This window comes from Burkholderia sp. MSMB1078WGS (genome assembly GCF_001528895.1).
GTDB lineage: Bacteria > Pseudomonadota > Gammaproteobacteria > Burkholderiales > Burkholderiaceae > Burkholderia.
In genome coordinates this window covers 108255-127816 of record NZ_LPDI01000085.1, presented here as the reverse complement: position 1 = coordinate 127816, position 19562 = coordinate 108255, and the positions used below count along the sequence as shown (strand labels likewise).

General features: G+C 68.1%; 14 protein-coding genes. 4 read left to right on the top strand and 10 right to left on the bottom strand.

From position 1 onward, the window contains the following. Window position 1: 1 nt before the first annotated feature. Window positions 2-3145, bottom strand: coding sequence for an efflux RND transporter permease subunit (locus WT24_RS21055; RefSeq protein ID WP_060035761.1), 3144 nt, complete (start codon window positions 3143-3145; stop codon window positions 2-4). Window positions 3146-3165: 20 nt separating this feature from the next. Continuing rightward, complete coding sequence (locus tag WT24_RS21050) at window positions 3166-4323, bottom strand: efflux RND transporter periplasmic adaptor subunit (RefSeq protein WP_060035760.1); 1158 nt, start codon at window positions 4321-4323, stop codon at window positions 3166-3168. Between the two features lie 260 nt (window positions 4324-4583). On the opposite strand from WT24_RS21050, the gene WT24_RS35110 reads away from it, so the two are divergent. Continuing rightward, window positions 4584-4808, top strand: a complete 225-nt coding sequence (locus tag WT24_RS35110; protein ID WP_060035759.1) for a hypothetical protein — start codon at window positions 4584-4586, stop codon at window positions 4806-4808. 51 nt (window positions 4809-4859) lie between these two features. On the opposite strand, the gene WT24_RS21040 is transcribed toward WT24_RS35110, so the two are convergent. The 6 genes from WT24_RS21040 to WT24_RS21015 all read right to left on the bottom strand — a co-directional run bounded on the left by WT24_RS21040 (window position 4860) and on the right by WT24_RS21015 (window position 12058). Then, complete coding sequence (locus WT24_RS21040; protein WP_257127538.1) at window positions 4860-5225, bottom strand: VirK family protein; 366 nt, start codon at window positions 5223-5225, stop codon at window positions 4860-4862. Between the two features lie 185 nt (window positions 5226-5410). After that, the gene (locus WT24_RS21035) at window positions 5411-6022 is read right to left on the bottom strand and encodes an ankyrin repeat domain-containing protein (RefSeq protein ID WP_059793900.1); all 612 of its coding nucleotides are present in this window, start codon (window positions 6020-6022) and stop codon (window positions 5411-5413) included. 77 nt (window positions 6023-6099) lie between these two features. Beyond that, complete coding sequence (locus tag WT24_RS21030) at window positions 6100-7635, bottom strand: catalase (RefSeq protein WP_059501187.1); 1536 nt, start codon at window positions 7633-7635, stop codon at window positions 6100-6102. Window positions 7636-7859: 224 nt separating this feature from the next. Next, window positions 7860-9347, bottom strand: coding sequence for an efflux transporter outer membrane subunit (locus WT24_RS21025; protein WP_060035758.1), 1488 nt, complete (start codon window positions 9345-9347; stop codon window positions 7860-7862). 13 nt (window positions 9348-9360) lie between these two features. Beyond that, entirely contained in the window at window positions 9361-10947 is a 1587-nt protein-coding gene (locus tag WT24_RS21020) for an MDR family MFS transporter (protein WP_059793904.1), read from the bottom strand. Further along, window positions 10940-12058: an HlyD family secretion protein gene (locus WT24_RS21015; RefSeq protein WP_059793906.1), complete on the bottom strand. Its 1119-nt coding sequence runs from the start codon at window positions 12056-12058 to the stop codon at window positions 10940-10942. Before WT24_RS21015 ends, WT24_RS21020 begins: the two co-directional genes overlap by 8 nt. 91 nt (window positions 12059-12149) lie before the next feature. Here WT24_RS21015 and WT24_RS21010 point away from each other — a divergent pair, with 91 nt between their 5' ends. Next, window positions 12150-12983, top strand: a complete 834-nt coding sequence (locus WT24_RS21010) for a CerR family C-terminal domain-containing protein (protein ID WP_060035757.1) — start codon at window positions 12150-12152, stop codon at window positions 12981-12983. A gap of 27 nt (window positions 12984-13010) precedes the next feature. On the opposite strand, the gene WT24_RS21005 is transcribed toward WT24_RS21010, so the two are convergent. Both WT24_RS21005 and WT24_RS21000 read right to left on the bottom strand, forming a co-directional pair. Beyond that, on the bottom strand, window positions 13011-15473 hold the full coding sequence (locus WT24_RS21005) for a mechanosensitive ion channel family protein (RefSeq protein WP_060035756.1): 2463 nt from the start codon (window positions 15471-15473) through the stop codon (window positions 13011-13013). Window positions 15474-15811: 338 nt separating this feature from the next. Further along, complete coding sequence (locus tag WT24_RS21000; protein WP_156441853.1) at window positions 15812-16777, bottom strand: LLM class oxidoreductase; 966 nt, start codon at window positions 16775-16777, stop codon at window positions 15812-15814. 1195 nt (window positions 16778-17972) lie between these two features. On the opposite strand from WT24_RS21000, the gene WT24_RS20995 reads away from it, so the two are divergent. Beyond that, window positions 17973-18875, top strand: a complete 903-nt coding sequence (locus tag WT24_RS20995) for an NAD-dependent protein deacetylase (RefSeq protein ID WP_059793967.1) — start codon at window positions 17973-17975, stop codon at window positions 18873-18875. Then, window positions 18872-19513 (top strand): DUF938 domain-containing protein, encoded by a 642-nt coding sequence (locus tag WT24_RS20990; protein ID WP_060035755.1) that lies wholly within the window; start codon window positions 18872-18874, stop codon window positions 19511-19513. Before WT24_RS20995 ends, WT24_RS20990 begins: the two co-directional genes overlap by 4 nt. Window positions 19514-19562: the final 49 nt, after the last annotated feature.

The following is a 19562-nucleotide window of genomic DNA, read 5'->3' as shown; positions in this document are numbered from 1 at the left end:
ATCAACCTTCCTGTCCGTGAGTCGGGGCCGCCGGCTGCTTGCGGGAAGCCCGCCATGCGCCGATGCGCTCCTGGATGCTCATCACGAACACAAAGAAAACGGGGACGAAGAAAATGGCCAGCACCGTGGCGGTCACCATGCCGCCGAACACGCCGGTGCCGATCGCGTGCTGCGTCTCGGCGCTGGCGCCGGTGGCGATCATCAGCGGCACGACGCCGAGGCCGAATGCGAGCGAGGTCATCAGGATCGGGCGCAGGCGCAGCTTCGACGCCTGCACGGCTGCCTCTATCAATCCCTTGCCTTCCTCGCGCAATTGCTTCGCGAACTCCACGATCAGGATCGCGTTCTTCGCGGACAGGCCGATCACGGTGATCATCCCGACCTTGAAGAACACGTCGTTCGGCAAGCCGCGCAGCAGCACCGCACCGATCGCGCCGATCAGGCCGAGCGGCACCACCAGCATCACCGACAGCGGAATCGACCAGCTTTCGTACAGCGCGGCGAGCACCAGGAACACGACGATCATCGACAGCACCATCAGCATCGGCGCCTGCGACGCCGACTGGCGTTCCTGCAGCGACTGGCCGGTCCACTCGACCGCGAAGCCCGGCGGCAATTGCGCGGCGAGACGTTCCATCTCGGCCATCGCCGCGCCGCTCGACTGGCCGGGGGCGGCGGTGCCGGAGATCCGCGCGGACGGGTAGCCCTTGAAGCGCACCATCTGCAGCGGCGTCTCGGTCCACACCGGGCGCACCACTTCGGAAAGCGGCACCATGCCGCCGGCCGCGTTGCGCACGTACAGCTTCATCACGTTGTCGATCTGCATGCGCGCCGGCGCGTCGGCCTGGATGATCACCTGCTGCATGCGGCCGGCGTTCGGGAAGTCGTTCACGTAGGTGGAGCCCATCGCGGTCGACAGCGTGTCGCTGAGCGTCGCGAACGACACGCCGAGCGCCTGCGCCTTCGCGCGATCGATTTCGAGGCGGATGCTCGTGCCGGCGGGCAGGCTGTCCGGGTACACGCCGGTCACGACCTTGCTTTGCGCGGCGAGTTCGAGCAGCCTGGCTTCCGCAGCCTTGAGCGCGGCCGTGCCCTGGTTGGCGCGGTCTTCCAGGCGCATCGAGAAGCCCGAGCTGTTGCCGAGTTCGTCGATGGCCGGCGGCAGCAGGCTCATCACCGTACCTTCGGTCACGCCGGCCATCGCCTGCTGCGCGAGCATGCCTTCCTCGAGCGTCGACGCGCCGCCGCGATTCTTCCAGTCCTTCATCACGGACCAGTTGATCGCCGCGTTCGGGCCCTGGCCCGAGAAGCCGTAGCCGATCACGGAAATGCTCGACTGGATTGCCGGACGCGAAGCAAGATGCCGCTCCAGCGTCCTGACCACGTCGTGCGTGCGCTCGGCGGTAGCGTCAGCGGGCAGCAGAAAGCTGGTGATGAAGTAGCCCTGATCCTCGTCCGGCAGGAACGACGACGGCAGGCTGCGGAAGCCGAACACCAGCGCGCCCGCAATCGCGACGAACACCAGCATCACGCGGCCCGTGCGGCCGACCAGGCGGCCGACGCGCGTCTCGTACCATTTCGTCAGGCGGTCGAAGCGGCGGTTGAACCAGCCGAAGAAGCCGCGCTTCTCGTGGTGGCCCGGCGCGAGCGGCTTGAGCATCGTCGCGCACAGGGCCGGCGTGAGCGTCAGCGCCAGCAGCGCGGAGAACAGGATCGACACGGCCATCGACAGCGTGAACTGCTTGTAGATCACGCCCACCGAGCCGCTCGCCATCGCCATCGGCAGGAACACCGCGGTCAGCACCAGCGTGATGCCGACGATCGCGCCTGTGATTTCCTTCATCGCCTTCGACGTCGCGTCCTTCGGCGACAGTCCTTCTTCGGCCATCAGGCGCTCGACGTTCTCGACGACGACGATCGCATCGTCGACGATGATGCCGATCGCGAGCACCATGCCGAACATCGTCAGCACGTTGATCGAAAAGCCGGTCAGCAGCATCACCGAGAAAGTGCCGAGCATCGCGACCGGCGCGACGATGGCCGGGATCAGCGTATAGCGCACGTTCTGCAGGAACAGGTACATCACGAGGAACACGAGCACCATCGCCTCGAACAGCGTGGCCAGCACTTTCTCGATCGAGATCTTGACGAACGGCGACGTGTCGAGCGGGATCGAGTAGGTCATGCCCGACGGCATCGACTTGCTCAGTTCGGCCATGCGCGTGCGGATCGCGTCCGCCGTCTTCACGGCATTGGCGCCCGGTGCGAGCTGCACGCCGGCGAGCGTGGCCGGCCGGTTGTTCTCGCGGCTCACGAACATGTAGTTTTGCGAACCGAGCTCGACGCGCGCGACGTCGCCGAGCACGACCTTCGAGCCGTCCGCGTTCGCGCGCAGCACGACCTTCGCGAATTCCTCCGGCGTGGTGAGCTGGCCCTGCGCGGTGAGCGGCACGGTCACGCGCTGGCCCGGCAGCGCGGGCAGCGCACCGAGACTGCCCGGCGCGATCTGCACGTTCTGCTGGCCGATCGCGGTCGTCAGATCGCTCATCGACAAACCGAAATTGATCAGCTTCTGCGGATCGACCCAGATGCGCATCGCGCGCTCGGAGCCGAACTGCAGCACACGCCCGACACCGTCGATGCGCCGCAATTCCTCGGACACGCTGCGCGCCATGTAGTCGGCGAGCGCGCCTTCGTCGAAGCGGCCGCTGTCGGAGCGCAGGCCGATCAGCATCAGGAAGCCGGACGACGCGGATTCGACGATCAGCCCGTTCTGGCGCACGGCGGCAGGCAGGCGTGGCTCGATCGACTTGATCTTGTTCTGCACGTCGACCTGCGCCATCTCGGGATCGGTGCCGGGCTTGAACGTGACGGTGATCTGCGCGCTGCCGGACGTGTCGGCCGACGATTCGAAGTAGAGCAGGTTCTTGACGCCGGACAGCTCGCGCTCGATGAGGCTCAGCACGCCGTCGTTCATCGTCTGGGGCGTGGCGCCGGGATAGTTCGCGGTGATCGTGACGGACGGCGGTGCGACCGACGGGTAGCGTGCGACCGGCAACTGCGGGATCGCGATCAGCCCCATCAGGATGATGAAGAGGGCGATCACCCACGCAAACACCGGGCGGCGGATAAAGAATTCAGCCATGGCGGGAGGCTCCTCGTGACTCAGTGCGCGGACGCGACGGCCGCGTCAGGCGACTTCCAGTCGGTTGCGGCAGCCGCCGCGCCGTCGGTCAGGCGTTCCATGCCTTCGACGACGATCTTCTGGCCGGCCTGCAGGCCCGACTTGATGCGGTAGCTGCGGTTCGTGAGCTCGCCGACTTCGACGGCCTTCAGGTGCGCGTTGCCCTTCGCGTCCAGCACCCATACCTGCGGCTTGCCGCCGGCGCGCACGACGGCCTGTTGCGGCACCATCACGGCGTTTGCGTAGTGGGCGCGCGGAATGCGGGCGCGCACGTACATGCCCGGCAGCAACTGGCGCTTCGGGTTGTCGACCAGCACGCGCAGCAGCACGTCACCGGTGCCCGGATCGACGTTGACGCCCGAAAACAGCATGCGGCCCTTGACGTCGTAGCGCGTGTCGTCGTCGCGCAGCACGTCGACCGGCAGGCCGTTGCCGTCGGACGCTTGCGGTTGAGCCGCGAGCGCGCCGCGCAGCGCGTCGAGCGAGGCGGCCGGCTGGCGCACGTCCACGTATACCTGGTCGATCTGCTGGATGCGCGCCATCGGCTGACTGTCGCTGCTCGACACCAGTGCACCTTCGGTCACGAGCGCCTGGTCGATGCGGCCGGCGATCGGCGCTTCCACGGTTGCGAATTTCAGGTCGAGCTGGCGTCGCGCAAGCGTCGCGCGGGCCTGCGCGACGTCGGCCGCGGCCTGGTCGCGTTGCGATACGGCGTCGTCGTACACCTGGCGGCTGATCGCATCGGCCTCGACGAGCGGCTTGAAGCGTGCGGCCTGCACCTTCGCGCGTTCGAGTGCGGCCTGCGCGCGCTGCAGCGATGCGGCGGCTGTGTCCATCTCCGCCTTGAACGGCGCCGGATTGATCTGGAACAGCGGCTGGCCCGGACGAACTTCGGTGCCCTGTTCGAACAGCCGGCGTTGCACGATGCCGCTCACCTGCGGCCGGATCTCGGCCACGCGCACGGCCGCGACGCGGCCGGGCAAGTCTTCGGTCACGTCGACGCGCGTGGCGGCCACGGTCATGGCCGCCACCGGTGTGGCCGGCGCGGCGGCCTGCTGTTCGGATGGCCCGCAACCCGCCAGCATTGCCGCCACCAGCGCGCATACGGCGCCGTGGCAGCATCGTTTCTGATTCTTCATAGCGACTCCAGGAAGCGCAGGCAGCCCACTGCCTGCTTTGACGGACCGGAGTCTGACGCGCGTAGTTGGTGTCTTTGATGCGGAAAGATGGAGATTCGATGGAGGTGGCGAAGGGCACCGAAAAACGATGGCGGCGGGGGCGGACGACGCTTGGCGGCACGCTGGCTGGGGACGACGGGTCTGCCGGGTGCCCGGCGTCGTGTCGGCGGCGGGGCGCGCGTGGATGCTGCCGAAAGCGGTGCGTGGCGACGAGCGCGCCATTGGCCGATCGCTATCGGGATCCGGCGCGGGCATCGCGCGATATCGAGGCGGACCCGGCCAGCGAATGGGCTGCGCCTTTCTTCATGCGGTACGGGATCGACCATCCCGATCCGGAGCGGATCGCATTCTATCGTCTGCTCGACGAGTATTTTCGAGTCGGAACGTGGGCGCGGACGACGCACGGATCGATTTTTCCTGTTCCGTACGTCAACCGAATTTCGTAGTACTCCTGCTGTTTCCGTGCGAATTTCCGCATTCGCTACGAAGTTCCGGCGTCAGTCGCGATCCCGCCACGCGTACGCGAAACGAAGGCCGTCGCCGAGCGTGCACTGGAAAACCTGCGCGGGTGCGACGGGCTGGTACGTGGTGGGCGAAAGCGAGCGTACCGTCACCGTCGCGCTTTCGTCCTGCATCACGCGGTACTGGATCAGCTCGAGTACGGTCGCGCCGCTCGGCTGGACGGTGAGGTGCTGGTTGGCGAACGCGAGCGTATTGCCGCCGACTTCCATGAAGTCGCGTATCGCGAAGCCGCCGGACACGGTGGGCGCCGCTGCCTGGGTAGCCGCCTGCTGCGCGTGCTGGCACTGGTTCGGCGAAAAGATTGCGGTGACCGCCGCGCCGGCAAAGAGCCGCGTGCGCAACTGACGATACGAATTGGCGCTGTCCGGTTGGGGGCTCGCGGCGGCGGCAGCGAGACTGTTGTCGCGCCGGCGGCAACCAGAACAATGGCGAAGCGATTCAGCATTTTCCCGTCTCCGTGCGATGAAACCAACGGCACGATAGCACGGCGCATCCGCATCGTTCAGACGGTCGATCCGTAGTCGCACTACCGTTTGGCGCCGGCATCCCGCAGTGCGTCCGCGGCATACGTGTTGTCGTGCGTCAGCGCGAGTTGAAGCAGCGATTGGCCGCGTCGGTCGACATGGTTCGGATTCGCGCCATGCGCGACGAGCAGCGGAATCAGCTCGAAGCGGTTGAACAGCGTCGCGAACCCGAGCGCGGTTTCGCCGGCGCCGTTCGTCTGGTCGATCGGGCAGTGCGTGTCGATCAGGCGCCGCGCGATGTCGGGTTCGTTCTTGAAGAGGGCGCCCATCAGCGCCGTATTGCCGTGACGATCGCCAATGCACGCATTGGCGCCCGCCGACAACAGGTAGTCGAGCGCCGCAGGCTGCCCATCGTACGACGCGAGGATCACGGCCGTATAGCCGTGGCTGTCGGTGGCGTCGATGGGATAGCCGGCGTCGTGCAACGCGCGCAGGATATCGACGCGGCCGACGCGCGCGGCGTCGAACCAGTCGTCGTCATAGCGGCGCAGCGCGGCAGGGTCGGCCTTGCCGTATGCAGGCCGGTCGGGCAGGTGCGCGCAACCGGCGAGCGCGGCCAGCGCGAGCGACGCCGCGGCCGCGCGGATCGCGTGGGTGAAGCGTTCGGATCGCATGAGGATGTCCTGATGAGGTGGCCGGGCCGACGTGCGCGGGGCGAGCGCACACGTCGGCAGCGACCGTCGTCGCGGGATCAGTTGTCGCTCAGCTTCGCCGCGAGCGATTGCACTTGCTGGACGTTCGCGTGAACGGCCTGCGCGAGGCGCGTACCGTAATCGGCGTCGGCCTTGTAGAAGTACGACAGCATCGCGTACTGGTTGTGCGCGTTCTTCACCTGACCGAGATCGCCGGACAGCGCGGTGACGAGGTCGTCCTTGTCCTGCTGCGACAGGCTGCGGTAGTACTCGCCCGCCTGACGGAACGGCAGCTTCTTGCGGATCGCTTCCTGCTGCGTCGTGCCGCCGAGCGCCATGCGGACCGACTTGTACTGCGGATCCTGCGCGAGTTCGTTCAGCGTCGACGGTTCGTAATTCACCTCGCCCTTGCGGTCGCCGGCATTCATCTTGCCGTCCTGGTTGTTGTTGACGACCGGTACGACCGGGCGGTTGATCGGCAGATCCATGTAGTTCGCGCCGAGCCGGTACATCTGCGTGTCGGCGTACGCGAACAGGCGATCCTGCAGCATCCGGTCTTCGGACGGTTCGATGCCCGGCACGAGCCGCGACGGCGCGAACGCCGATTCCTCGGTCGACTGGAAGTAGTTGTCGGGCACGCGGTTGAGCGTCATCGTGCCGATCTTGCGTTCAGGCACGCCGGTCCAGACCTTCGTATCGTCGAGCGCGTCGAAGTCGAAGCGGTTCAGGTCCTTCGGCGCGAGCACCTGCACGTACAGATCCCACTTCGGGAAATCGCCCTGTTTCAGCGCGCCGTACAGGTCGTTCGTCATCATGTTCCAGTCGCGGCCGATCGATGCGGCGATCTCCTGCGGCCGCAGGCCGTGCACGCCTTGCTGGCTCTTCCAGTGGAACTTCACGTAGTGCACGTCGCCCTGCGCATTGACGAACTTGAACGCGTGCACCGCGAAGCCGTCCATGCGGCGATACGAATCGGGCATGCCGGCGTCCGTATACAGCATCGTCAGCATGTGGGTCGCTTCGGGCGTGTGCGCGAAGAAGTCGAACGCGAGGTTCGGATCCTGCACGCCGGTCACCGCGCTCGGTTTGTTCGCGTGCACGAAGTCGGGGAACTTGATGCCGTCGCGGATGAAGAACACCGGCCAGTTGATGCCGACCATGTCCCAGTTGCCCTGCTGCGTATAGAACTTCACCGCGAAGCCGCGCGGGTCGCGCGCCTGCTCGGGCGAGCCGCGATAGCCCATCACGGTGGAGAAGCGCACGAACACGGGCGTGCGGGTGCCGGGCGTGAAGACCTTCGCTTTCGTCAGGTCGGAGATGTCGGCGCTCGGCACGAACTCGCCGAATGCGCCGGTGCCGCGTGCATGCACGACGCGTTCCGGAATGCGCTCGCGATCGAAACGCTGCAGTTTCTCGATGAGTGCGGAGTCCTGCAGCAGCACCGGGCCGGCGGGGCCGGCCGTTTGCGAATTCTGGTTGTCGCCCACGGGCGCGCCGGTGTCGCGCGTGAGTTCGGCGGCATGCGGAGCAGCGGAGAGTGCCACGCAGATCGCGGCGACTGCGTGCCGCAGCACGCGATGGGAAGATGAGGACATGACGATGGAACTCCTTGAATCCGATCGGTGGTGGGGAAGCCGACTGAATTAGAAGAGATCGTCAGACGATTGGCTAATTGATATTCGATATGTTTTCGATAGCCGTGGGGTCGATGCCGCGCGAACCCTTCGTTGCGCACGAAACGAAACCGTATCGTTGCGTGCGCAGGGAGTCGTTGCGGCGCGCATGATGCATCGGTCGTGCATGATTTCTGGCGGCGCCGTCAACCGGCGCTCGTTTGCCATCCGAGCCCGAGGCTCTTTTGTATCGACACGTAGTTCTTGATCAGTTCGGCTTGCCCGGCGATCACGTTCTGCTGCGCGGAGAGCGCTTCGCGTTGCGTATCGAGCAGGTCGATCATCGACGCGACGCCCGCGCGATAGCGCTGGTCCATCAGCGCGCGCGAATGCACGGCCGACGTCTGCACCTTCGTCAACGCGACGACGTGCTCGCGCTGATGCCCGTAACGCTGCAGCGCGGTGTTGGCATCCTGCAATGCGCCGAGCACGGCCTTCTGATAATTCGCTTCCGCTTCGTCGCGCGACGCTTCGGCCGCGCGTACCGCGCCGCGCGTGCGTCCGAAGTCGAGAATGTTCCATTGCAGGTACGGCGCACCGATCCATGTGAAATTCTGCTTGCGGAACAGGTGGCCGGGGTCGGTCGCGCTGAAACCGAGATCGCCGAGCAACGTCACCTTCGGGAAATAGTCGGCGACGTGCTCGCCGATCTGCGCATGACTCGACGCGAGCCGGCGTTCGGCCGCGCGGATGTCGGGGCGCTGTTTCAGCAACGTGGCCGGGTCGCCGATCGCGACGCTGCCGGGCAGCGTCGGCAACGCTGCGTCCGGGGTCGACAGCACGGCGTCGAGCGCGCCCGGCGCGCGGCCCGTCAGGATCGCGAGACGGTCGAGCGATTCGGTTACCTGCGCATCGAGCGGGATCAGCGACGCGCGCGTGTTCTCGACCTGCGTCGTCAGCCGCTCGATGTCCGCATCGGCCGCGACGCCGCGCGCGCGGCGCTGCTGCGTGAGTTCGAGCATCTGCTGCTGCAATTGCGCGGTGCGCCGCGACAACGCAAGTCGTTGCTGCTGGTCGCGCAGGTCGACATACGCATTCGCGACTTCGGCCGCGATCGACACCTGCGTGTCGGCGAGATCGGCATCGACGGCTTCGGCCTGCGCGGAAGCGGCTTCGACCGCGCGGCGCGTGCCGCCGAACAGGTCGATTTCCCAGGTCGCGTCGAAGCCCGCCGAATAGAGTTGCAGCGGCCCCGAGCCGCCGAGCGACGGCGACGTGCCGCCCGACTGGCCCGAGCCGCTCGACGGCAGCAGCGAACCGAGCGCGCCGACGTCCGGTTCGCGCATGCGGATGGCCGCGACGGTGGCCGACGATTTCGGCATCTGCGCGGCGCGCTGCTGCGAGAGCTGCGCGCGCGCCGCGCGCAGGCGTGCCTGCGCGGCGTGCAGATCGGGGTTGTACACGAGCGCCGCGGTGATCAGCTCGTCGAGCTGCCGATCGTTCAGCGCGTGCCACCACGCGCTCGGCGCGGGTGCGGTGGTGTCGACGCCGGTGGCCGGCGCACGCACGAAGATCGGTGCATCGGGTGCGGCGGGCGCGCCGCGGTAGTCGGGGCCGACCGTGCAGCCGGCGAGCAGGCACGCGGCCGCGCACAGGGTGAGCGCGGGGCGGCGGAGCAGGGGGAAGGATTTCATCGCGTATGACGGGTCAATGGCCGGACGACATCGGTTGCGGCCCGCGCGGCGTTCTCAGCAGCAGCGCGAGCGGCACGCAGGCGAGCAGTGCGAGGCCCAGCAGATAGAAGGTTTCGGAATAGGTCATCACGACGGCCTGGATCTGGATCTGCTGCGCCAGTTGGCCGAGCGCGCGCATGTTCGAATACGCGAGATCGCCGGTGTGCGCGAACCAGTTGGCCGCATAGGCCGACAGTCGATCCTGACCGATGGGCGAGTTCGCGGTCACCGATTCGCGCAGCGCGGCCGTATGGAAGGTCGTGCGCCGATCGATCACGGTGCCGATGATCGCGAGCCCGATCGAGCCGCCGAGGTTGCGCGCCATGTTGTAGAGCCCGGCCGCATCGCCCGAGTCTTCGCGCGCGACGGCCGCCATCGACGCCTGGTTGAGCGGCATCATCGCGAGCATCTGCGCGAGGCCGCGGATCAGTTGCGACCACACGAAATCGTGGCCGACGCTCTGCGCGGTCAGGCTGATGTCGAGCATGCAGCTCAGGCAGAACAGCAGCAGCCCCGTGATCACGAGAATGCGGAAATCGACCTTGCCGAGCAGACGCGGCAGGATCGGCATCACGAGAAAGGCCGGCAGCCCGGACAGCAGCATGATCGCGCCGGCCTGTTCCGCGTTGTAGCCGGCGACGATCGCGAGGAACTGCGGCAACAGGTAGGACACGCCATACAGCCCGGCGCCGACGGCGGACACGATCACGATCACGCTCGCGTAGCGCGGGTTGCGCATCAGCGACAGCCGCATGATCGGCCGTTTCGCGAAGCGCTGCGACAACGCGATCAGGATCATCCCGACCAACGACACGATGCTCAGCGTGACGATCATCTGCGATTCGAACCAGCGTTCGCGCTGGCCTTCCTCTAGCACGACGGTCAGCGAGCTCAGGCCGATCGCGAGGCCGAGGATGCCGAGCCAGTCCGCGTTGAAGAACGCACTCCATTGCGGTCGGTCCGACGGCAGGCCGAACACCAGCAGCGCCATCAGCAGCAGGCAGACGGGCAGGTTCAGGAAGAAGCACCAGCTCCAGTCCACGTTCTCCGCGAGCCAGCCGCCGAGCACGGGGCCGAACAGCGGCCCGAGCAGCACGATCAGGCCGAACATCGTCATCCCGACCGGCAACTGCGACAGCGGCAGGCGCGTGCGGATGATCGTCTGCGCGGTCGGGATCAGCGCGCCGCCGGTGAAGCCCTGGCCGATCCGGCCGGCGATCATCATCGGCAGCGAATGCGACCACCCGCACATCATCGAGAACGCGATGAACAGCGCGGAGTTCGTCAGCAGGAAATTGCGCAGCCCGAACACGCGCGTGAGCCATGCGGCGAGCGGGATCATCACGATTTCCGACATCAGGTAGCCGGTCGAGATCCACGTGCCTTCGGTGCCGGTCGCGCCGATTTCGCCCTGGATCTGCGGCAGCGCGGAGTTCGTGATCGAGATGTCGAGCGTCGCCATCAGCGCGCCGAGCGCACCGGCCGCGACCGCGATCCAGTCGGTCACGCTCGCGCGGCCTTCGTGCGGCGGCGTGGGTATCGTGGCGGGCGTATCAGCCATGATGCTGCTCGTCGCGGGCCGAACGCGTATCGACGTCGACCGTCACCGACAGCCCGGGCAACAGCATGCGTTGCGCGCGGGCATTCGCGGCGAGACGGATGCGCACGGGCACGCGCTGGACGATCTTCGTGAAATTGCCGGTCGCGTTCTCGGGCGGCAGCAGCGCGAACTGCGCGCCGGTGCCGGGCGCGAAGCTGTCGACGACGCCGGACAGCGGGCCGTCCGGCAGCGCGTCGACATGCAGCTCGACGGGCTGGCCGACGCGCATGTTGCCGATCTGCGTTTCCTTGAAGTTCGCGACGAGATAGATCGAGTCGACCGGCACGACGGTCAGCAGGCGCGTGCCGGGCTGCACGTATTGCCCGACGCGCACCGTGCGGTCGCCGACGCGGCCCGCGAGCGTGCTGCGTACGATCGTGTTGTCGAGGTCGAGCTGCGCCTGGGCGGCGCTGGCCTGCGCGGCCTCGAGCTGCGCGCGCGCCTGCTGGAGCTGCGCGGTGAACGACGCGATCTGCGTGCGGGCGGCGGCGATCGACGCGTTGTTCGCGGCGAGCGTCGCGCGCGCCTGGTCGCGCGTGCTTTTCAGGTCGGCCACGCGTTCGTGCGTTTCGGCGCCGGTCGCCGCGAGCGGCGCATAGCGCGTGTACTCGTCGCTCGCGTGTTGCGCGTTGATCCGCGACACCTTCGCCTGTGCGTCGGCCTGTTCGAGATTCGCGCGCTGCTGGCTGATGTCGGCTTCGGCGCGCGCGATATCGGCGCGACGGGCGTCGACGGTCGCCAGCGCTTGCGCGAGCGCCACCTGGTACTGCCGGACGTCGAGCCGTACGAGCGGATCGCCGGCCTTGACGGGCTGGTTGTCGCGCACGTAGACGTCGGTCACGTAGCCGGCGACCTTCGGCGCGGCAGTCATGCTGTCGGCCTGCAGGTACGCATCGTTGGTGCTTTCGATGAAGCGGCCGATCGTCCACCAGCGGCCGAGCCACACCGCGCCGCCGACGGCCGCGAGCACGGCGACCGCGAGCAGGATGCGCCGCTTCGTTCCGCCGTTGCGCGGCGTTGTTCCGTTTTCCTGACGATCTGCTTTCTGTGGCGGGTCTTGTGGCGTCGACATGCGGGATCCAATTTATTCCAAGTGGAAGAATTATTCCAGTTGATAAAATTGTGTCAAGTAGAATGTCGATCGATCGAATGACGAGGAAGGCATGAACGAAGCGAAGAAGCTGCGCCGCACGTCGGCGGGCGGCTACGCGCGCGGCGACGAAACGCGCCAGCGGATCATCGAGGCGGCGATCGAACTGTTCGGCGAGCGCGGGTTCGCGGGCGCGTCGACGCGCGAGATCGCCGCGAGGGCGGGCGTGAACGCGCCGGCGCTCCAGTACTACTTCGAGAACAAGGAAGGCGTGTACCGCGCGTGCGTCGAGACGATCGCCGAGAGCGGCTGGCAGGTGTTCGCGCCGGCGGTCGGCCATGCGCGGGCGATGCTCGACGCTCATGCGAGCGTCGACGAACTGATCGAAGCGTTCATCGGGCTGCTGCGTGCGTTGTCGGACCGGATGTTCACCGCGCCGAAGACGATGAACCAGCGGATGTTCTTCGCGCGCGAGCAGGGCGGCCAGGAACCGGCGAGCGCAAGCGAAATCCTGATGACGCGCATGCGCAAGCCGCTGAACGACGTGTGCGCCGAGCTGATCGGCCGCATCACGGGGCGGCCGGCCGACGATTCCGTCACGCGGTTGCGCGCGCTGAGCCTGTTCGGGCAGCTCACGGTGTTCCACATCGCGCAGCGTTCGGCGCTGCAGTTGCTCGAATGGGAGGCGTTCGACGGCGCGCGCGCGGCGCTCGTGACCGAAACGATCGCCGACCAGACGCGCGTGCTGCTCGAGCAATGGCATGCGCAGCGCGATGCGGGTGCCGCCGAGGGGGAATCCGCGCCGAAGCGCGGGCGGGGTGCCGCGGCGAAACGCGCGGCGAAGCCGGTGGCGGCGCCTCCCGCCGCGAAAAGCACGGCCCGCGTGAAGAAGCCTGCCGCGCGTTGAGCGCGACGGATCACTTGCTCCCGACGATCAACCCGGCTTGCGCTCCGCTGCGTCGGGCGACGGCGGCCGGGCTGCCGTATCGGCGGCATTCCGCGTGTCGGCGCGCAGGTCGTTTTCATCGTGGCCGACAGGCCGCGATCCGTCCGCATAGGCCACGACGCTGCGCTGCGGATTGGCGATCCGGATTCCGCGTTCGCGGAACGTCTCCGCGATCCGCCGGTTGAATTCGCGCTGCACGCTCCAGCGCGCCGAGTCCGTGCATTGCATCTGTCCGGCCAGCGCGAGCGCCGCGCCGTCGACCTGGTCGATGCCCCAGTAGCTGAAGTCCGACAGAATGCCGTCGTGGTACTTCGGGTCGTCGCGCAACGCGGCGCCGATTTCCTTCAGCGTCGCGATCGCGCGATCGATGTCCTCGTCGTACGCGATGCTGACCTTGACCGCCGCGTTGCCGAGCCCTCGATTCGTATTGTTGACGGTCGTCACCGAGCTGAACGGGATCGTGTACAGCGACCCGTCGCCGGCGCGCAGCCGCACGGTGCGGATCGACAGGTATTCGACCGTCCCCGATACGCCGGCGAGCGTGACCCAGTCGCCGACCTGCATCGCGTTTTCCATCAGCAGGAAGATCCCGGTGATGAAATCCTGCACGAGCTTCTGCGAGCCGAAACCGAGCGCGACGCCGAAGATGCTGGCGCCGGCCAGTAGCGGGCCGACGTTCACGCCGAGTTCGCTGAGGCCCGTCAGCACGACGACGAGCGCGATCATCACGAACAGCAGCGAGCGCAGCATCGGCAGCAGCGTGCGCAGCCGCGCGGCCCGCACCAGGTTGCCTTCGCGCGTCCAGCGTTGCAGGCGGCGCTCGATCGCGATGTTGGCCGCTTCCCACACGACGAGCGCGACGATCGCCGCGATCGCGATCGTCACCAGCGCGGAGGCGAGCCGGTGGCCGATCGTACCCGTCTCGAACGCGCGGAAGATCGGCACGCCCCAGATCTGCAGCAGCAACAGGACGGTCACGACGCCGAGCGCGCCCGACACGATCCGGCGCAGCAGCGGGTAGTAGCGGTACGCGTGCAGATGAACGAGCGTGCGCTCGTCCTCGCGGCGCTGGAACAGCCGTGCGAGCGCGCCGAACACGACGATCGACACCATCCGCATCGCGATCATCACGGCGATCGAGCGGCCGCCGAGCGTGATCAGCACGCGGTAGCCGTTGTGGACGTCGAGCGCCCACACGAACCACAGTGCCATCACGATGAAGACCGAGACGGGCGCCCACGCGTCCGCGAGTGCGTTGCCGACGACCGTGAAGGTCGGACGATCCGCGCCGGCGGCACGGATCCGGGCCGCGACCGGCCGGCGGCACTGGAGGATCAGCACCGAGATCATCACGTGCCCGACGAGCGCGACGGCCTTCAGCAGCGCGACATGGCCTGCTTCGGTCAGGCCGAAGTTCGCGGCGATCTCGACGGCCGCCGTGCACGCGCCGACCACGATCGCGATCCGCGCGATCGAGCGTTGCGCGAACTCGGCCCATGCATCGCTGATATGCAGCAGCCGCAATTGCCGTGCGTCGGGCTGGAAGAACAGCCGGCTGACGATCGTGACGAGCCGGCAAATCACGTAGGTGTCGATCAATGCTTCGAGCGCGGATTCGATCGGCGTGCCTGCTTCGACGAGCAACGACATCGTCAGGCTCGCGACACCGACGAACACGAGCAGCGGCACCACGCGCAGCGCGAGACTGACGAGCGCGCGCGGCATCCGGTGCAGCAGCGTGGTGTGCCGGCGCGCGTGGCCTCGGCTTGGGGAGGGCGCGGTGTCCGCAGCATTGGCGGCTGCGGTGTCGGGCGGGGTGGACGTGTCGGGCGGCGGCGCGTGATCCTCGTCCGATGCGTCGGAATCGGGCGCGGGGCTGCGCGATGCATCGGCGCGGCGCGCGGCCACCGTCGCCAGCGCGCGTCGCAGCAGCCGCTTCGCGAGCCATTCGACGATGAGCGCAGGCAGCAGCACCGCGAGGAGGATCCCGAGCGTGCGAGTCAGATCCGCACGCTGGTCGGCGCGCGCGAGCTTGTCGTGCCACCAGCTTCCCACCGAACCGATGTCGAGCAGCGAGCGCAGCGATTCCTGCAGCGCGTTGCCGATCTGGGCGGCCCAGCGCGATCCCTGGCGGACGAGCATCGATGCGAGCCCGTTCGACGTGAGCGCGGCCGGCGCCGCCGCAGCCGATGCGCCGCTGGCCGCAGACGCCGCGCTTGCCGGCACGGCGGGCGCGCTCAGCGCGCCGACGGCCGCGATGGCGCGCAGCGTCGTTTCGACCTGCGCGCGCTCGCGCGGGTTTTCCAGCACATTCAGTGCCTGTCGCGCCTCTTGCGGCGTCAGCGCGGGCGTGGCGTCGGAGGCGGCCGACGCGGCGGCCGGCACAGGCGTGGCCGCGTGGGCGGCCGAGACGACGGCGGCGAGCAGCCAGCCGAGGAGGATATGTCGCATGGCGTGGGCATGCGGGTGCGTCTCGTCACGCGGCCCGCGAGGCTGAATGATGGACGGAAGTTAACATGATCGCGATCGGAACCGAATAGTTCCGTCGCCGGCTGTTCGATCGGGCGTAAGCGAGGCGGCGCGGGCGTTGGCGAGGCATGCGCGCAAGCCGTGTGCCGGATGCAGGCTGCCGATCGTCCGATATCGGCGGGAACGTCCTGCTTGCCTGGTCGTAAGGCGTCTGTAACGCGTGTACGCCGGTGCCGATCGGCGAGGCGCCGCGGCGCGAGCGTTCGTCCGGCCACGACCGACGCTTGCACCGCATCGTATGGATCGGGATTCCTGACAAATCACGCTCGCTCGTCATGAAATACCGGCAAGACATGCTCGGCGATTTCTTCGATGACGTCGCGCACGGGCCGGTCCGATCCAGGGTTCAGCGTGACGTGGTGCGTGCCCGCCGCGCGCATCTCGTGCAGGATGTCGACCAACGCGCGCCGCCCGGTTGCATAACCGAGCGGCAGCGCGGTGGTCGGCGTATCGGGATGCGTGGCGAGATCGAGCCGCATCGATACGCCGAATGCGCGAAATTCCGGCGACGCGAGCCGGTCGACCGCCGCGCGCCACATCGAATAGCGGGCACGCTGCGTATCCGGATCGCGGTGATACGTCATCCAGCCGATCGAATGCCGGGCGATCCAGTCGACGCTCTGTCCGCCCGAGCCGACCGCGAGCATCGGCACCGCATCGCCGCCGCGCGGCAGCAGCGTGAATTCGGGCGCATCGGGCGGCGCGTGGTCGGGCAGCACGCGCGACGGCACGCCGAGCGCGGCCGCGACGACGTCCCAGTGCGCGCGATAGCGGTCGCGCCGGGTTTCCGCGTCGACGCCGAACGCCGCATATTCGGGCGGCCGGTCGCCCGAGCCGAGCCCCAGGATGAAGCGCCCGCCCGACAGCGTCGCGACCGACAGCGCGCCTTTCGCGATATGCAGCGGATGACGCAGCGGCAGCACGATCGCGCCGCTGGCGAGCGCGATCCCGCGGGTGCGCGACGCCAGCGCGCCGAGCAGTACCCACGGGTCGAGGTGGCCGACCGGGTCGGGATAGTCGGCGCTGTTCAGCGGCACGTCGCGAATCCACAGCGCGCGAAAGCCGAGCGAATCGGCCAGCGCCGCGAGTTCGAGCTGTTCGTTGAAGTCCGCGACGATGCGGCCGCTGCGAAGCAGCGGAAGCGTGAGGCCGATCGACAGCCGTCCCGCCGAGAAGACACGATGCGCGACGTCGGGGCGGGTGGGAGTGGGGGTGGGGATGGTCATGGCGAATCCTTGGCGGCGAGGCAGCGGGAACGCGCGGCGTTCAGTGTCCGAATGCTAGCGTGTTTGCGCGATGCACGAGCGGGACGGGCAAGCCTCGCGCAGCCTGACCCGCAGCGTCGCGCCGTGCGGCGCGAGTCCGGTCGTGACGCCATGCACTGCGATGCGCGGTTGCGACCGGTGCGATAGACCGGCGTGCGGGAGCCGATATCCAGCCGGTGCTTCGTGTCGGACATGCGGCGCGTGCGGGTTCCGGCCGGGCGGTGGCGAATCGCGGGAACGAGTGAGGCCGGCCGGTCGCGTCCGATCGCGGCGCGACGTCGGATGTGGGGCGTAAGGTGATCGGCCACGCCGCACGGCGACGACGCGACGATGCCGGCGGTGCGTTTCAGTTTCGAAACGTTCGCGCTTTCCGACGGGGCGCGATGCCTGCCCGCGGCCCGCGAGGCCTTGCCGCATGAAGCATGGTGCGCTCCTTGCATGGTTGTATGGGCCGTGAGTGCGATCGCGGGTGCAGTCGGCTCGGCAATCGCTTCAGTGGGTCGGACATATCGAACACGGGGACAAGAGAATGAAAAAAGACCGAAACGCAACGCATCGTGTTGCAAACATGAATCGCCGACCTGCCAGGGTATTCGCTTCGCCGTTGATTGCGGCGACGTGAGCGAGCGGCTTTCCGTTCCATCCGGGTAATCGGTTTCGTTCCGAACGATGGCGTGCAGGCGTGACGCACGAGTCCGACCGGTGCCGGTCGGCCGTCGGCGGCGAACCGCGTGCAGGCGGATGGCCCCGGCCGGATCCCGGAATCGTCATACCTTGGCGCAACGACGTCGTCGCGCGGCGCATGCGTTTGCACGCCGCGCATTGCGCGGGCACGACGAGCGCACCGAACGGGATCGGGTCGGGAAAGCCGGCGACGCGCCGACGTGCGCGGCCGGGCGGAACACGCGGAGTCAGGGGGAACGTCCGTCGAATGCGGCATGACGGACGTCGCAACATTGTGCTGTCAGTTGATCCACTACCCCGATGGATCAATTGTTGAAGCGCCCGTCGCCGAGCGGCGGCGGGCGTCTTTTTGCGTGCCCGCGTGCCATGGCGGCGGCCAGCCCGATCGCACGGCGTTCTGTATCATGTGCTGGCGTGCGTGGCGGCCCGTGCGGGCGCACGGCCTGCCGGCGCGACCGATCACGTTGCCAACATGAACGATAACGCCTTGCCCGATTCTTCCATCGTCGACGCCGATCCGGCCGCGCTCGATGCGCTGCAGACGTTCGTCGAGCGTCATCCTCGCCTGCTCGTGCTGACCGGCGCGGGCATCAGCACCGATTCCGGCATTCCCGGTTACCGCGACCGCAATGGCCAATGGATGCGCTCGCCGCCGATTCAGCTTCACGAATTCCTCGGCTCCGACGCCGCGCGGCGCCGCTACTGGGCGCGCAGCATGATCGGCTGGCCGGTCGTCGGCCGCGCGCGGCCGAACGGGTCGCATGTCGCGCTGGCGCGGCTCGGCGGCGCGGGCCGGATCGAGCGCCTCGTCACGCAGAACGTCGACGGCCTGCATCAGCGCGCGGGCAGCGGCGACGTGATCGAGCTGCACGGCGGCATCGACGGCGTCACCTGCCTCGAATGCGGCGCACATCATGCGCGGGCCGCGATCCAGACCGTGCTCGAAGCCGACAATCCCGAGCTGCTGGGCGCGCAGGCCGAGCCGGCCGCGGACGGCGACGCGCATCTCGAATGGGCCGCGCTCGATACGTTCCGCATCCCGGCGTGCCCCGCGTGCGGCGGCCTGCTGAAGCCGGCGGTCGTGTTCTTCGGCGAGAACGTGCCGCGTGAGCGCGTGGCGCTGGCGTCGCAGGCGCTCGAGGCAGCCGACGCGTTGCTCGTCGTCGGCTCGTCGCTGATGGTGTATTCCGGCTACCGCTTCTGCGTGTGGGCGCAGGCGCAGCACAAGCCGGTCGCCGCACTCAATCTCGGCCGTACGCGCGCCGACCCGATGCTGACGCTGAAGGTCGAGGCGCGCTGCGCTCCCGCGCTCGACGCACTCGTGGCGCGGCTGGGGCTCGGGCGCAACAGCGACACGAAGGAGCATGCATCGTGACCGGCGCCGCTACTTCGCCCGATCCGTCCGCACGGCTGTCGGCGCCGGCGGCCGAACGCAATCGCGGCCCGATCCTCGACGTGCTGCGCCGCGTGCTGCCCGCGAGCGGCAGCGTGCTCGAAATCGCGAGCGGCACGGGGCAGCACGTCGTGCACTTCGCGCAGGCGTTGCCGGGCTTGCACTGGCAGCCGAGCGATCCCGATGCGCACGCGCGGCGTTCGATCGCCGCGTGGGTCGCGCATGCGGCCCTCGAGAACGTCGCCGGGCCGCTGGCGTTCGACGTACGCGACACGCCGTGGCCGGTCGCGGCGCTCGACGCGATCGTCTGCATCAACATGATCCATATCTCGCCGTGGGCCTGCACCGACGCGCTGTTCGCGGGTGCGTCGCGCGTGCTGCGGCCGGGCGGCGTGCTGTTCCTGTACGGTCCGTACCGTCGCGAAGGCCGGCATACGGCGCCGTCGAACGAAGCCTTCGACCGGCAGTTGCGCAGCCGCGACCCGTCGTGGGGCGTGCGCGATCTCGAGACCGTGGTCGCGCTCGGCCTCGATCGCGGGCTCGACTGCATCGAGGTCGTCGAGATGCCGGCGAACAACCTGAGCGTCGTGTTCCGGCGCCTGCCGCACGCGGAGCAATGACACGCAAGCGGGCAGCGCCGCCGGGTTTCCACTATCCTTTCGCCTGTGC